The following is a 14,801-nucleotide window of genomic DNA, read 5'->3' on the forward strand; positions in this document are numbered from 1 at the left end:
GCGCAGCAACACGCCGCCAGGCATGTGTGTTCTTGTCGCACTCGTCGGCCGCGACAGCGGCGTTTCAGCCCACCGTGATGGCGTCGAGCCGCTCCTTGATGAACGCCGCCGACGTGACGGGAGGCAGTCCGGACACCTTGCCGATGGGCGGCTCCAGCGGGGTGACGACCGCGTCGTGGTTGGCCTCGTAGAAGTAGATGAGCGACACCAGGTCTTCTTCGGGGGCATGCCGTTGCGGTGGCAGCACCCGGTGCCGCCCTGACGGCCAGCGCCGTCCGCTCCAGTACTCCAGGAGATCACCGATGTTCACCGTCAGGGCATCGGGGTCATACGGCGCGTCTTCCCAGCCCGCCTCCTCGGAGTACACCTGCAGCCCGCCGGCGCCGGGCTCGCGGTCCAGGATGGTGACCGTCCCGAAGTCGGTGTGCGGTCCGATGCGGAACTGGCCGGGTTCCGGCTCGCCCACCACGCTGACAGGTGGGTAGTGGTTGATGTTCATCGTCCATGTCGGCGTGCTCGCCATGGCCGCGAACGGGTTCGCGGCCAGGCCGAGCGCGTGTGCGAACAACGCCAGAAGTTCGTCGGCGACCCGCCGCATCTGAGCGGTGTATTCGGTGACCAGTCGCTCGAGTGAGGGCACCTCGGCCGGCCAGACGTTGGGAGCGAACCAGATCCGGTCGACGTCGACGTCCCCCGTCGCGGTCTCGGCGCCGAGGCTGAAACTCTCCTTCAGATCCGGTGGGGTCTCCGTCCCTTCGGAGTAGGCGTTGGCCTCCGCACCGGGGGCCAACCAGCCGTGTCCACCCACGGCAACCGAGTAGCCGGCCTTGACCTGGTCGGGCTGGCCGAAGAACTCACGGGCCGCCGCCCGAACCCTCTGCGTCAGCGCCGGGTCCACACCGTGACCGCGGACCAGGATGAACCCTGCTCGCTGCAGACCTGCGTCGACGTCGGCGGCGATCTCGCCGGCACTGGGGCCGCCTTGGTGCCACCGTGAAAGATCAATGGTCGCAATGGTACTCACTGGCCGTCCTCACTCACCGATGTCCTCCGCCCACAGGTCCGGGTTGGAGGCGATGAACTCCTGCATCATCGTCACGCAACGCTCGTCGTCGAGCAGGGTGACCGACACCCCGTTCTCGGCCAGCCAGTGGTGGCCCCCGGCGAAGGTCCGACTCTCGCCGATGACCACGGCACCGATGTTGAACTGCCGCACCAACCCACTGCAGTACCAGCACGGTGAGAGCGTGGTGACCATCACCGTCGACCGGTAGCCGCGTTGCCGACCCGCGTTGCGGAACGCGTCGGTCTCGGCGTGGATGGACGGGTCATCGAGTTGGACGCGCCGGTTGTGGCCACGGCCGAGCAGGGTCCCGTCGGTCGAGAACAGCGCGGCGCCGATCGGGATACCGCCTTCGGACAACCCCTTTCGCGCCTCCTCTACGGCGACGTCGAGCATCTCCAGTGGCGAGCTCACACCTTCTCGGCGGTGATCTTCGAGCGGCACAGAAGCAAGTATGCCGCGCCGGCGAGCCCGCGTCAGTCGAAGACGGGCGGCTCGGTGCGGGTGCGCTTGAGCTCCCAGAAGTGCGGGTAAGAGGCGAAGATCACCGAGGCGTCCCACAGCTTGCCCGCGTCTTCGCCGCGCGGGATGCGCGACAGCACCGGCCCGAAGAACGCCACGCCGTTGACGTGGATCGTCGGCGTTCCGACGTCCTCGCCGACCGCGTCCATTCCGGCGTGGTGACTCTCCCGCAGCGCGGCGTCGTAGGTGTCGCTGGTCGCCGCGTCCGCCAGTTCGGCGGGCAGTCCCGCCTCCTCGAGGGACTCCCTGATCACCTGGCTGAAATCGCTGTCGAAGTCGCGATAGCCCTTGTCGTGGATCCGGGTGCCCATCGCGGTGTAGAGCGGTCCGAGCACGTCGGCGCCGTTGGCCCTTTCGGCGGCGATCGCCACGCGCACCGGTCCCCACGCCGTCTTCATCATCTCCTGGTACTCCTCGGGCAGATCCCTACCCTCGTTGAGCACCGCCAGGCTCATCACGTGGAACCGCACGTCGATGTCGCGGACTTTCTCCACTTCCAGGATCCAGCGCGAAGTGATCCAGCACCACGGACACAGCGGATCGAACCAGAAATCGGCGCGGGACTTCTCGGGCATGGGTTGGTCCTCTCGTCGAAGCTGTGACACACGTCGCTTCAGCACAACCATCGGCGCCCGTCGTGTCTTCCCGTGGCCAGGCTAGTGTTGACGAGCGTGGCCCTTCCTAATCTGACCCGCGACCAGGCCGCCGAGCGCGCCGCCCTCGTGACCGTAGACAGCTACCACATCGCGTTGGACCTGACCGACGGCAGCGGCAAGCCCGGCGAGCGCACGTTCCGTTCGCTGACCACCGTCGAGTTCGACGCACTGGCCGGCGCCGACACCTATATCGACCTGGCCGCGGAGCAGATCCGCAGCGCTACGCTCAACGGCACCGACATCGATGTGTCGGGCTACGACGAGTCGACCGGCGTGCAGCTGACCGGCCTGGCCGAGCACAACGTCCTGGTGATCGACGCGGACTGCCGCTACTCGAACACCGGCGAGGGCCTGCACCGCTTCGTGGACCCCGTCGACGACGAGGTGTACCTGTACTCGCAGTTCGAAACCGCCGACGCCAAGCGGATGTTCGCCTGCTTCGACCAACCCGATCTCAAGGCTGTCTTCAACGTCAGCGTGACCGCGCCGGCGCACTGGGAGATCATCTCCAACGGTGCCACCGTCGAGGTCGCCCAGGCCGATCCCGCCAAGCAGCACACCTTCGCAGCCACCCCGCGGATGAGCACCTATCTGGTGGCGCTGATCGCCGGACCGTACGCACGGTGGGATGACGTGTATTCCGATGTCCACGGCGAGATCCCGCTCGGCATCTTCTGCCGCAAGTCCCTGGCTGAGTACATGGACGAAGACCGGCTGTTCACCGAGACCAAGCAAGGCTTCGCCTTCTACCACGACAACTTCGGCACCCCGTATGCCTTCGGCAAGTACGACCAGCTTTTCGTCCCTGAGTTCAACGCCGGCGCGATGGAGAACGCCGGAGCGGTGACCTTCCTCGAGGACTACGTCTTCCGGTCGAAGGTGACCCGGGCGTCGTACGAACGTCGCGCCGAGACGGTGCTGCACGAGATGGCCCACATGTGGTTCGGCGATCTGGTGACGATGCAGTGGTGGGACGACCTGTGGCTCAACGAATCGTTCGCGACATTCGCCTCGGTGCTGTGCCAGGCCGAGTCCACCGAGTACACCCAAGCATGGACGACGTTCGCCAACGTCGAGAAATCCTGGGCCTACCGGCAGGATCAGCTGCCGTCCACCCACCCGGTGGCCGCCGACATCCCCGACCTGCACGCCGTCGAGGTGAATTTCGACGGCATCACCTACGCCAAAGGCGCCAGCGTGCTCAAGCAGCTGGTGGCCTACGTCGGCTTGGAGGCGTTTCTCGCCGGCCTGCGGGACTACTTCCGAGACCACGCATTCGGCAACGCTACGTTCGGCGATCTCCTTGGCGCGCTGGAGAAGTCCTCGGGTCGTGACCTGTCGGGCTGGGGCCGGCAGTGGCTCAAGACCACCGGGCTGAACACGTTGCGTCCGGAATTCGACGTCGACGCCGACGGCAGGTTCACCCGGTTCGCCATCGATCAGGGCGGCGCCAAACCGGGTGCCGGCGAGACCCGGGTTCACCGGCTGGCGGTCGGCATCTACGACCAGGACGCGACCGGCAAGCTGGTGCGGGTGCACCGCGAGGAGCTCGACGTCGAGGGTGAGACCACCGAAGTACCTGCACTGCAAGGTGTTCCGCGGGGGAAGCTGGTCCTGGTCAACGACGACGACCTGACCTACTGCTCGCTGCGGCTGGATCCCGAGTCGTTGCAGACGGTGCTGACCCGCATCGCCGACATCGCCGAGCCTCTCCCCCGCACCCTGGCCTGGTCGGCGGCCTGGGAGATGACCCGCGACGCGGAGTTGCGCGCCCGCGACTTCGTCGCACTCGTGATGAGCGGTTTGCATGCCGAGTCCGAGGTGGGAGTGGCGCAGCGCCTCATCCTGCAGGCGCAGACCGCGCTGAGTTCCTACGCCGAACCGGACTGGGCGGCCGCGAATGGCTGGCCTGCCTTCGGAGATGCGCTGCTGGACCTGGCGCGTGAGTCGGCTCCCGGTTCGGACCACCAGTTGGCCTTCGTCAACGCGCTGTGCACCTCGGTGCTATCCCCGAACCACGTCGCTGTGTTGTCGACCCTGTTGGACAACGAACCCGCAGCGGTGAACATGGAGGGCCTGGTACTCGACACCGACCTGCGGTGGCGCATCGTGACCGCGCTTGCCGCCAGCGGAAACCTCGATGCCGACGGTGCCGAGACCCCGTTCATCGACGCCGAGGCCCACAACGATCCCACCGCTGCCGGGCGCCGCCACGCCGCCGCCGCGGCGGCCGCACGGCCACAGGCACCGGTCAAGGAGTCCGCGTGGCAGCAGGTGGTCGAGGATGACACGCTGGCCAACATCACGGCGCGGGCGATCATCGGCGGCTTCGTGCGTCCCGGTCAGGGTGAGCTGCTGGCACCGTTCCGGGCCAGGTACTTCGAGGCCATCTCCGGTGTGTGGGAGCGGCGTTCGAGTGAGGTCGCGCAGACCGTCGTCATCGGGTTGTACCCGTCCTGGGACATCAGCCAGGAGGCGTTGGACGCCGCCGACGAGTTCCTCGCCGATCCCGACGTGCCGCCGGCACTGCGCAGGCTGGTGCTGGAGGGCCGCGCAGGGGTCGAACGTTCGCTGCGGGCAAGGGAATTCGACGCCGGCTGACCTTCGGCCCCCGAGCGCGCGGGTCTGCACACCGACGCGCCGCTCACAGCGTGCGTGGACGCACGCTCGTCGATGTCGAGGGTCGGCTCAATGCCCGGCATCGCAGATATTCACCGCTATGCGGCAGGCATGTTGGGGCAGAGTTCGCCGAGGGCGCCGGCGGCGTCGTTCATCGGAGTGGCTATCTCGAGCATCTCCTCGAGCGTCTCCGACTGTTCCGGACCGCCCGAGTCAACACGTTCGGACATCGCCAACCGGTCGGCCGCGTCAGCCCACTCGGTTAGGTGCTGCTTGATCTCGGGCGTCGAAACGGAATCGGCCGCGGTGTGAACCATCATCGCCATCTGCGTGTACTGCTCGACAACCGTTTGAGGGTCGCTCGGCAACGTCGCGCCCTGAGCCGGAGTCAACGTTTCTGCTGCTGCCTGCCATTGGCGGGCAGTACCTTCCACCACCGCACAGTCCGCCTTTCTCTGCGGTGACGCTGGCTCAGGGATGAGCCACATCGCCGCCAGGACCGCCGCCACGGTGGCAGCCGCGGTACTCGCGATCCAGATCCAACGCACCCGGACTGACCTCTGCGACTCCGTGGAACTCATTGCGACCGTGACACCGTAGGTCGATCGGGGTCGAGTTCGAGAACGCTGCCCGACGGATCCGGGACGTAAAGGGTGAGTCGTGGATTGTCGGCTTGCAGTCGGTACACGTCCTTGATGTCAATGGGGTCCCAGTCGTTGAACCCCTTCGTGAATGGCACCTTGCTTTCGAAGTGGAAAAGGTGTTCCGCCTCGAGGTCGTGGGTGATCCACTGGGCCTGATACCAGGCCCCGTCACGTTGAACCCAGCGCACATGACCGGCGTCGTTGCTGAAGCCCTCCCCGGTCACCCGGAACCGGTATGCCTCCTTCACGACTACCGGCGGAACTTCACCCCAACCGTTGGGCGGTGGTGCAACCACGTCCTGCAGTGCCGTGGTGCCCCCAACCACCGGCGGATCGACACTGCGATGCCAGGGCTTCGGAACCGCTGTCGGCCCCATCGGCGGGCCCCCACCAGGGCCTGGCGGGTACGCCTGGCCAAGCTCCCATCTGCCACCGCCGGGCGCGGAATCTGGTGGCGGTGGCGGATCGAACGGGTAGGTCCACGGCGAGTCCTCGTCGCCGACAGCATTGAGTGGACCGTCACCGGGTCCAACTTCATCTCCGGGCCCGAGTTTGAGCTCACTCCGCAGCGACTGGTACTCGGAGCCGATGCCACTGATCCGGCCGGCGATCTGGGCCATATCCGTGTGCGAACGTTGCAGGATCTCGACGACCTCACCGCTGCCTCGGCTGACCACCGGGTAAAGCATCCGCTCGCCCTGCGGGGTCTGGGGCACCGTGGCTGCGGCGTTCGTCACCCAGTCCCGCACCGCGTCGAGATCCCGCCGCCCCGCGGTCACGACCGCAGCCGACCTGTCGACCTCAGCACGCAGTCGTCGGTCGAGACGCGCCGCTCCTCCGAGAACACCCGCGTGCTGGTCGTTGGCGACGGCGTAGGCATCCGACGCCGGGCCCTGCCAGCGTTCTCCGGGCCTGGCTGCCTGCACCTGCGACTGCAACCGCAACAGCGTTGCGCTCTGGTCGAATGCGGAGCCGTCCTGCGGAAGGCCCTCACCGAAGGTGGCACGCGCCTTCGCCCATACCGCCATGAACGCGTCCAGCACGCCCAACGCCCGAACCTCCCCTCAACGGCCCGCAGTCCATTTTAAGGTCGCCTCGGCGCCGGTTCGCGCACCAACTACGTCACCGCCAGAGTGAAGCCACGGTCATGGTCGCCGGGCGATTCGCGACCCGGAATGATATTTCGCGGCGGGAGGCCGCGAAGGTCAGTGCGGCGAGACGCCGGCCGAGAGCACCCGCACGCCGCTGATCAGTCCGTCGATCAGGTTGCCCTCTTTGAAGGATGCGGCGGCGGCAGACACTCCGAGCGGGGCGGTCTCCTCGATGCCTCGGCCCTTGACCTGCGACCCGTAGACCACCTCGATGGCCTTCTGGTCGGGCGACACGGCGAGCAGCACCGCGTTGTCCGGGGTCGGCACCTTGGCCAGCAGCTCACGCGCGGTGGCCGCGGTGTCCGCCCCGAGGTCGCCGATGTAGACCGCGAAGCGCGCCCGGGCGGCGCGCGAACCGAACTTCAGCGCGTTGTCCAGGATCACCAGGTCCTTCGTCGGAAACGGGTAGTGCACCGACAGCTCGCCCGGCTCGGTGACCCCTGAGAGCCGACCACTGGACGTGACCGCGTACCCGCGGGGCAGCTCGGCCAGTTCGTTCGACCCGACGGTCGCGACCTCACCACTTGCCACTTGCGCCACCTCCCACTGTCAGATGTGCACCATGGCCGCCGTGGCCGTGATCGGCCGGTTCTTCGGCAGCCCACAGGATCGGGCCGTGCGTCCACTTCTCCGACATATCGAAGGTCGCGGGGTGCGGGCCCTTCTTGGTGAAGATGAACAGGGACAGAATCAACGTCAGAGCCAGCGGAACCAGCACAAAGCTGGCGTGAATCAGTGCGGTCGTGTTCACACCGAAACCGTAACTCACGGCCCGGTCAGGCCGCGCCCTCACCCAGGTATCTGACCCAGGCCGGGTCGAGCTCCTTGATGCTGGAGAGCAACCGCCAGTGTTGTCCCTTCGGAGGCAGCGGAGTGGTGTGCAGCTTCCACCCCAGCTCGCTCAGCAACCGGTCGGCTTTGCGGTGGTTGCACGCCGAACACGCGGCGACGCAGTTCTCCCACGAATGCGCGCCACCGCGGCTGCGGGGAATGACGTGGTCGACGGTGTCGGCCTTGGCTCCGCAGTAGGCACAGCGGAACCGATCGCGATGCATCAGCGCCGCCCTGGTCATCGGGACACGGGCGCGGTACGGAACCCGGACGAAGGTGCGCAGCCGGATGACCGACGGGACCACGATGGTCCGAGTCGCCGAGTGGACCACCGGGCCCTGGGGGTCGTCGTGCACCACGTCGGCCTTACCGCACATCAGCATGATCACCGCGCGACGCATGGGCAGCGCCGTGAGGGGCTCGTAGGTCGAATTCAGCAGCAACACCCGCCTGCGGCCCCAGATCGACGCCTCGGGCAGCGTGCCGGGGTGGGCGTCCAGACCTGGGCCGACACTGTGCAGCGCGCGCGTGCCAGTGGTTGATGTCGACCCGGATGAGCCGACTGCGGACCGGTGCCGGTGGCCGCGACCGTTCTTGCGCTGAGCCATACGTCCTCCGTCGGACAGTCCACCATGGATCACCCCGGTCCGCACGGCAATTCTCGACGTGTTCGCTGGTCAGTCGGTGAACATCGGGTGACCGTCACCTTCTGGAACATCTCGGAGCGCCGGCACAGCAGCGTCCGAAAGTGGGTCGGCGGTGGCGATGGCCCACAATGGAGACGATGGGCGTGCAAGAGAATCCAGTCGAGAAGCAGCAGTCGTTCTACGACGCAGTCGGAGGCCATGCGACGTTCCACGCCATCGTGGCGAAGTTCTACGAGTTGGTGCGCGAGGACGAGATCCTGCGTCCGCTCTATCCGGAGGAGGACCTCGAGGCCGCCGAGGTGCGGTTGCGGATGTTCCTCGAGCAGTACTGGGGCGGCCCGCACACCTACTCCGACGAACGCGGACACCCGCGGCTGCGGATGCGGCATGCCCCGTTCCGGATCGGGTACCTGGAACGCGACGCGTGGCTGCGGTGTATGCACACCGCGGTCGCCGAGATCGACTCCGAGACCCTCGACGACGCGCACCGCCAGGAACTGATCGCCTATCTGGAGATGGCGGCGCAATCGATGGTCAACTCGCCGTTCTGAGGTCGCCGCCCCGCCGGAACGGTATTCCAGCAGGTGCTCACTCGAAATCCCCCGCCTGGAATACCGTTCCGGCGGGGAAGGCGGGAGGACGGGTCAGCGCAGGACGACGGCGGGGTCGCCGCGACGACGGTAGACGGTGCCGAACCGCGCGTCGATGCGCAGCCAGGCCGGCATCGCCCGGACCCGCACCACCTCGTCCACGCTGACCGATTCCGGGGCGAAGTCGTCTCCTGCCGGCGTCTGTGGCAGAAAGCCCATCGCGGTCAGGGCGAACACGCACCGCATCGGGATCCCGAGGCTGTCCCCGCCGGCAGTGACCGCAACGACCTCCTGGTCCAGCAGCGATGCGGGCGGTCCGTGCGCGCTGGAATGCTCCTTGGCCAGGCCGACACCCCGCTGGGCCAGATCCAGGACCGCCCGCGCCGGCACATCGTCGAGGTGAACGAAGCCGGAGTCCGGTGGCAGAACTCCCCGCCAGGCCGAGTCCATCCCGAAACCCGGGTCGACGTAGCCATCGGCGTCCATGGCCGCCAGGCCCGCCAGCAGTGCGTCGGCCCCCGCACACAGATCCGCGGGCCGCACCCGGCCGCCCACCACCCTGCTGGCCAGCACATCGAACCCGGTGGCGACCCAGGCGACGATCATTCCGTCCGGACGTTCCCGCAGCCGGACCACTGCCGCCTCGTCGAGACGCCGCGCGCGCTCGGTGAAGATCGACAGGTCGTCGCGGTTGTTGTTGCCGTCGAGCCACACACCCCGCTCGGCGCCCGTCATCGGGTCCAGCGTTGCAGGTACCGCCGCTGGCGCTCCGAGAGTCGTTGCAGTCGCTGTTCCTCGATGTGCACCGCCGCCAGCTGGGTCTCGGCGATGACGGCGGGTTTGGAGTCCGGCGGCGCGCCGACCGAGCGCACCTCGTAACCCATCGTGAAGTCCACCGCCCTGACCCGCTTCGACCACATCGTGACCTGCAGCGGGGAATCGACGAGCCGGAGTTGACCCTTGTAGACGATCTTCACCTCGGCGATCAGCAACCCGATCGTGGTGATCTCGTCGCCGAAGGGTTCACGCAGGAACGGGATCCGGGCCTCCTCGAGGAGGGTCACCATCGTCGCGTGGTTGATGTGCTGGTACATGTCGATGTCTGACCAGCGCACGTGGACCGGCGCGGTGAACCCGTGCTGGCCCGTCACCCCGTCGAACCCGTTCCGCTCGTCCTCGTCATGCTGCGAATCTGGCGGGCCGCCACCGACAACGTCGCCAGGTCGTGCTCACCGCTCTCGTAGAGCTCAGTCAGCGTGCGCCGGGCGCGTCGGACCCGCGAGCTGTTCGTCAGCTCCCACTCGGCGATCTTCTCCTCGCCGTTCTCGTCGGGCTCACCGCCGGCGAGTACATCAAAACACAACGCCCTCAGCGAGCCGTAGATGTCGTCGCGAATCGCCAAGCGCGCCAACGCATGCCAGCGGTCGTCCCGGGACAGCCGGGAGACGGCCGTGAGCAGCCCGTCGGTGCCGAAATGGTCCATCAGCGCGAAGTAGGTGTCGGCGACCTCCGCCTGGTCGCGGTCGACGATGTCGGCGATGTCGATCACGTCGAGCAGGCTGAACTGATACAGCCCCGTCGCGACCATGTAGGACAGATCCTTCGGAACGCCCTGCGAGCTGAACTCCCCCGCCTCGCTGCCGACGATCGCTGCGTCGTCACCGCGCAGCCATTCCGGCATCCGTGGGGTCAGCGCGGCGACCTTCTCGGCGAACCGGTTGATCTCGGCGCCCACTGCCAACGGTTGCGGTCGGTAGTTCAGCAGCCAGCGGGTGGCACGGTCGATGAGCCGACGCAGGTCGAGTGTCATCCGGTCGGTCACCGCCACCGAAACTCCGGCGGCGTAGGCGTCCCGGATCTGGTCGCGCACCCGGCCGAACCCGAAGATCGCGTCGGCGGCGACGTAGCTTCGCACCGCATCCACGGGTGCCACCCCGACATCCTCGGCGACCCGGTAGGCATACGAGATCCCGGCGGTGTCGACCATGTCGTTGACCAGCATGGTGGCCACGATCTCCCGACGCAGCTGGTGCGACCGGATCTCGGTGCTGAACTGCTCTCGCAGCGTGTACGGGAAGTACGACGGAAGCCGGGCCGCGAACACCTCCTGGTCGGGTAGGTCGCCGGAGAGCAGATCGTCCTTGAGGGCCAGCTTGACGTGTGCCATCAGGGTCGCCAGCTCCGGGGAGGTCAGGCCGATACCGGCCTCGGCGCGACGCCGGATCTCCTTCTCCGACGGCAGCGCCTCCAGTTCGCGGTTGAGCCCGCGCTCCTCCACGAAATCCCGGATCATTCGGGAATGCACCGACAGCAGGCTGGCGGTGTTCGCCCGGCTGGTGCCCATCAGGTCGTTCTGACTCTCGTTGTCGGCCAGCACGAGTCGGCCGACCTCATCGGTCATCGACAGCAGCAGCTCGGAGCGCTCCCCGGGATCCACCTTGCCCGCGGTGACCAGCGAGTCGATCAGGATCTTGATGTTGACCTCGTGATCGGAGCAGTCGACGCCGGCGGAGTTGTCCATCGCGTCGGTGTTGACACGGCCGCCGATCAGATCGAACTCGATCCGCCCCAGTGAGGTCACGCCGAGGTTGCCGCCTTCGCCGATCACCTTGGCGCGCACCTGATTCCCGTTGACGCGCACCGCGTCGTTGGCCCGGTCCCCGACGTCGGCGTCCGCCTCCGACTCGGCCTTGATGTAGGTGCCGATGCCGCCGTTGAACAACAGATCGGCGGGCGCTTTGAGGATGGCCTTCATCAGAGCCGGCGGTGTCAGCTCGGAAACTTCATCCTCGATGCCGAGCGCGGCGCGAGCTTCGGAGCTGATCGGGATGGACTTCTGCTGGCGGCTGTAGACGCCTCCGCCGGGGCTGATCAGCGAACTGTCGTAGTCCTCCCAGCTGGAGCGCGGCAGGTCGAACAGCCGCTTGCGTTCCTGCCACGAGGTCGCCGCGTCGGGGTTCGGATCGATGAAGATGTGCCGGTGGTCGAATGCGGCCAGCAGCCGGATGTGCTCGGAGAGCAACATGCCGTTGCCGAACACGTCGCCGCTCATGTCACCGACGCCGACGACGGTGAAGTCCTCGGACTGGGTGTCGACACCCATCTCACGGAAATGCCGCTTGACCGACTCCCAGGCGCCCTTGGCGGTGATGCCCATCGCCTTGTGGTCGTAGCCGACGGATCCCCCGGAGGCGAATGCGTCACCCAGCCAGAACCCGTAGGACTGAGCGACCTCGTTGGCGATGTCGGAGAAGGTCGCGGTGCCTTTGTCCGCGGCGACCACCAGATAGGCGTCGTCGCCGTCGCGTCGGACCACTTCCGCCGGTGTGACGATCGCCCCGGTGGCCTTGTCCACGTTGTCGGTGACGTCGAGCAGGCCGGCGATGAACAGCCGGTAACAGGCCACACCTTCTTCCCGGGTGGCGTCGCGATCCGCTGCCGGGTCGCCGGTCGGCTCGGGGGGGTTCTTGACGACGAATCCGCCCTTGGCGCCGACGGGCACGATGACCGCGTTCTTGACCGCCTGCGCCTTCACCAGACCCAGGATCTCGGTGCGGAAGTCCTCACGGCGGTCGGACCAGCGCAGGCCACCGCGGGCGACGAAGCCGAACCGCAGGTGCACGCCCTCCACCCGTGGCGAGTACACGAAGATCTCGAACTTGGGCCGTGGCAGCGGGAGTTCGTCGATGAGCTCGGGATTGAGCTTGAACGACAACACGTTTTGCGCGCGAGCCGAGTCCTGTCGTCCGACGAAGTAGTTGGTGCGCAGCGTGGCCTGGATCATCGAAGCGAACGCGCGCAGCACTCTGTCGGTGTCCAGACTGACCAGCGCGTCGATGTCAGCCGACACCGCGGCGGCGGCCGCCTGGGCATTGCGGTTCGCGGCGCCCCCGTTGGCGTCAGAGGGGTCGAACAGCGCCTGGAACAACTCCACCAGTGAGCGTGCGGTTCCGGCGTGGTCGTTGAGGACCGTCGCGATGTGGGTCTGGCTGTACGGGAACCCGGCCTGCCTCAGGTACTTCGCATAGGCGCGCAGCAGAGCCACCTGCTGCCACGTCATACCGGCCCGCAGCACGAGTTCGTTGAACCTGTCGATCTCGGCATGGCCGTGCCAGATCGCGGTCACGGCGTCGGCGAACCGTTGCGAACTGGCCTCCCGCTCGGGCCCCGCGGGGGCTTCGGGGATTCCGCGATGCGGCGACACCTTGAACTGGTAGATCCAGACCTGCAGCCCGTCGGGGCGGGTGACCGTGAACGGCCGTTCCTCGAGCACCACCACACCCATGGACTGCAGCATCGGCAGCAGATGGCTCAACGATGCCGAACGCCCGCCCAGATACCAGACGAGATGGGACACGCCCTCCTCGGTGGTGTCGTCGAGCACCAGCTTGACCGAGTCATCCTCGAGCTGCTCGATGATCGCGATGTCGTCGAGGGCGTGCAGCGGCGTGATCGCCTGCTTGTACACCTCGGAGAAGGCGTTGGCGTAGTGCTCTGCGGCCGTCTGTTCGATCGCACCGGCCTTGACCGCGCCGAGCAGCCGGTCCGCCCAGGTGCGGGCGGCCTCGGTGAGCAGATCCTGCAGCCGGAACTCGTTGGCTTCGGACAGGTCGACGTCGCGCTGACTCGAGCCCTCCGGCAGCAGAACAGTGAAATGCACTACTGCCCACGGTGATTCGCTGACGCGGGCGGCGTAGTCGATGCTGATTCCGCCGAGCTCGCGGACCAGGATCTCCTGCATCTCCAGTCGCACGGCGGTGGTGTAGCGATCGCGCGGGAGATACACCAGGCAGGACACGAAATGCGCGAGACGATCGGCTCGCATGAACAACAACGTGCGGCGGCGCGATCCGAGTTCGACGACGGCCATCGACATGTCGAGCAGTTCTCTGGCGCTCAGCGCGAACAGCTCGGAGCGGGGAATGGTCTGCATGATGTCGAGCAACAGCTGACCGGGATGGCTGGGGTCCCGGTGCGCCATCGCCAGGGCATCGTTGACGCGGCGGGAGATCAGCGGGATCTCGAGCACGTTGGCGTTCATCGCCGCGACGGTGAACAAGCCCACGAACCTGTGCTCCACCGCGGCCGACGCGTCCCCGCCCACCGATTGCTCGCGGACCACCACGATCTGCGGATAGGCGCCGTACCGCAGGAAACTCGGAATCGTGGCCTGCGCCATCGCCAACAGGTCGTCATCGGCGGTCAGCTGCGGCAACACCTCGTGACGCAGCCGCAGAACGCCGAGCCGGCTGGACGAGTCGACCGTCGCTTCACCATCGCGCACCGGGCAGCGCTGGTAGCCCAGCAGGACGAAATGCCCGTCGGCCAGCCACCGCAACAACGCGGCGACGTCCTTGCGGTCCGGGCTGCGGAAGCGGTGCCCGGCGTCGCTGTGCAGCTCGGCGGCGAGGCTGCGCAGCGTCGCCGCCATGGCGGCTGAATCGAGCGCGACCTGGCGGGCGTCGGCCAGCACCCGAGGCAGCAGCCTCTCGGCCTCCGCGAGCGAGGCCCGATCCACCGATTTCGAAAGCTGGATGTGCACCCAGGTCTCGTCGACACCGGCATCGAAGGTGGCCTCCGTCGGAGGCGCGATCTCCAGCAGTTCACCGGCCGCACCGCGCCGTACCCGGAACACCGGGTTCATGATCGCCTTGTAGGCGACCCCGATGCGGTGCAGCAGCACGGTGACCGAATCCATCAGCATCGTCGCGTTGTCGGTGACGATCTGCAGTGCCGGACCGAAACCGCCTGGGTCGTCGGCGGAGTAGACCGCGACCCGGGTGGTCCCCGGCGGCCGGTGACTGCTCAGTCGGTACTGGGCCGCGACCAGCGCCTGGCTGGCCGGGCTCTCCGTCGTGGAGCGGTGCACCGGACCCGTGACGGCGGCCTCCGCCCCGGGAGCACCCCCATGGGGCCCCCGATAGGTCTCCAGATAGGCGGGCACGAGCCGGTCGATGACCTCAGCAGGTACCGAACCGCCGACTGTGCTGCTGATGGCACCTGGATTCAACGACATTCGCCGCTCCTGACTCGCACGTACGCACCGACCTTCGTTGGCTGTCACCGACTCCGAGGCAG

General features: G+C 67.3%; 13 protein-coding genes. 2 read left to right on the forward strand and 11 right to left on the reverse strand.

Annotated features, from left to right (window positions below; all coding sequences use genetic code 11):
* Positions 1 to 64 precede the first annotated feature (64 nt).
* From G6N53_RS23295 to G6N53_RS23305, 3 genes are all read right to left on the reverse strand, one after another.
* On the reverse strand, positions 65 to 1,024 hold the full coding sequence (locus G6N53_RS23295; protein ID WP_163892789.1) for an isopenicillin N synthase family dioxygenase: 960 nt from the start codon (positions 1,022 to 1,024) through the stop codon (positions 65 to 67).
* A gap of 9 nt (positions 1,025 to 1,033) precedes the next feature.
* Positions 1,034 to 1,459, reverse strand: coding sequence for a nucleoside deaminase (locus tag G6N53_RS23300; RefSeq protein WP_163896290.1), 426 nt, complete (start codon positions 1,457 to 1,459; stop codon positions 1,034 to 1,036).
* A gap of 80 nt (positions 1,460 to 1,539) precedes the next feature.
* Positions 1,540 to 2,160: a mycothiol-dependent nitroreductase Rv2466c family protein gene (locus tag G6N53_RS23305; protein WP_163892791.1), complete on the reverse strand. Its 621-nt coding sequence runs from the start codon at positions 2,158 to 2,160 to the stop codon at positions 1,540 to 1,542.
* A 96-nt stretch (positions 2,161 to 2,256) separates the two neighbouring features.
* On the opposite strand from G6N53_RS23305, the gene pepN reads away from it, so the two are divergent.
* The gene (gene pepN, locus G6N53_RS23310) at positions 2,257 to 4,842 is read left to right on the forward strand and encodes an aminopeptidase N (RefSeq protein WP_163892794.1); all 2,586 of its coding nucleotides are present in this window, start codon (positions 2,257 to 2,259) and stop codon (positions 4,840 to 4,842) included.
* A gap of 116 nt (positions 4,843 to 4,958) precedes the next feature.
* Here the strand turns inward: pepN and G6N53_RS23315 are convergent, their stop codons facing one another.
* The 5 genes from G6N53_RS23315 to G6N53_RS23335 all read right to left on the reverse strand — a co-directional run bounded on the left by G6N53_RS23315 (position 4,959) and on the right by G6N53_RS23335 (position 8,094).
* The gene (locus tag G6N53_RS23315) at positions 4,959 to 5,369 is read right to left on the reverse strand and encodes a hypothetical protein (RefSeq protein WP_163892797.1); all 411 of its coding nucleotides are present in this window, start codon (positions 5,367 to 5,369) and stop codon (positions 4,959 to 4,961) included.
* A 68-nt stretch (positions 5,370 to 5,437) separates the two neighbouring features.
* Complete coding sequence (locus G6N53_RS23320) at positions 5,438 to 6,547, reverse strand: EspA/EspE family type VII secretion system effector (RefSeq protein WP_237166779.1); 1,110 nt, start codon at positions 6,545 to 6,547, stop codon at positions 5,438 to 5,440.
* A 162-nt stretch (positions 6,548 to 6,709) separates the two neighbouring features.
* On the reverse strand, positions 6,710 to 7,186 hold the full coding sequence (locus G6N53_RS23325; protein ID WP_163892804.1) for a DUF5130 domain-containing protein: 477 nt from the start codon (positions 7,184 to 7,186) through the stop codon (positions 6,710 to 6,712).
* Positions 7,173 to 7,406, reverse strand: coding sequence for an aa3-type cytochrome oxidase subunit CtaJ (ctaJ, locus tag G6N53_RS23330; protein WP_237166621.1), 234 nt, complete (start codon positions 7,404 to 7,406; stop codon positions 7,173 to 7,175). The genes G6N53_RS23325 and ctaJ overlap by 14 nt, the downstream gene beginning before the upstream one ends.
* 25 nt (positions 7,407 to 7,431) lie before the next feature.
* On the reverse strand, positions 7,432 to 8,094 hold the full coding sequence (locus tag G6N53_RS23335; RefSeq protein ID WP_163892809.1) for an HNH endonuclease: 663 nt from the start codon (positions 8,092 to 8,094) through the stop codon (positions 7,432 to 7,434).
* A gap of 176 nt (positions 8,095 to 8,270) precedes the next feature.
* Between G6N53_RS23335 and G6N53_RS23340 the strand changes: the two genes are divergently transcribed.
* Entirely contained in the window at positions 8,271 to 8,684 is a 414-nt protein-coding gene (locus tag G6N53_RS23340) for a globin (RefSeq protein ID WP_163892811.1), read from the forward strand.
* A gap of 93 nt (positions 8,685 to 8,777) precedes the next feature.
* Here the strand turns inward: G6N53_RS23340 and G6N53_RS23345 are convergent, their stop codons facing one another.
* The 3 genes from G6N53_RS23345 to G6N53_RS23355 are packed head-to-tail and all read right to left on the reverse strand — an operon-like array spanning position 8,778 to position 14,739.
* Positions 8,778 to 9,458, reverse strand: a complete 681-nt coding sequence (locus G6N53_RS23345; protein WP_163892814.1) for a DUF8010 domain-containing protein — start codon at positions 9,456 to 9,458, stop codon at positions 8,778 to 8,780.
* On the reverse strand, positions 9,455 to 9,874 hold the full coding sequence (locus tag G6N53_RS23350) for an acyl-CoA thioesterase (RefSeq protein ID WP_163892818.1): 420 nt from the start codon (positions 9,872 to 9,874) through the stop codon (positions 9,455 to 9,457). The genes G6N53_RS23345 and G6N53_RS23350 overlap by 4 nt, the downstream gene beginning before the upstream one ends.
* Positions 9,871 to 14,739, reverse strand: a complete 4,869-nt coding sequence (locus G6N53_RS23355; RefSeq protein ID WP_163892821.1) for an NAD-glutamate dehydrogenase — start codon at positions 14,737 to 14,739, stop codon at positions 9,871 to 9,873. The genes G6N53_RS23350 and G6N53_RS23355 overlap by 4 nt, the downstream gene beginning before the upstream one ends.
* Between the last annotated feature and the right edge of the window lie 62 nt (positions 14,740 to 14,801).

The organism is Mycolicibacterium hippocampi (genome assembly GCF_010723735.1).
GTDB lineage: Bacteria > Actinomycetota > Actinomycetes > Mycobacteriales > Mycobacteriaceae > Mycobacterium > Mycobacterium hippocampi.

Coding starts and splice junctions, on each gene's coding strand:
- G6N53_RS23300 (WP_163896290.1), bottom strand. CDS start 1,459: ATGCTCGACGTCGCCGTAGAGGAGGCGCGAAAGGGGTTGTCCGAAGGC.
- G6N53_RS23305 (WP_163892791.1), bottom strand. CDS start 2,160: ATGCCCGAGAAGTCCCGCGCCGATTTCTGGTTCGATCCGCTGTGTCCG.
- G6N53_RS23335 (WP_163892809.1), bottom strand. CDS start 8,094: ATGGCTCAGCGCAAGAACGGTCGCGGCCACCGGCACCGGTCCGCAGTC.
- G6N53_RS23340 (WP_163892811.1), top strand. CDS start 8,271: ATGGGCGTGCAAGAGAATCCAGTCGAGAAGCAGCAGTCGTTCTACGAC.
- G6N53_RS23345 (WP_163892814.1), bottom strand. CDS start 9,458: ATGACGGGCGCCGAGCGGGGTGTGTGGCTCGACGGCAACAACAACCGC.
- G6N53_RS23355 (WP_163892821.1), bottom strand. CDS start 14,739: ATGTCGTTGAATCCAGGTGCCATCAGCAGCACAGTCGGCGGTTCGGTA.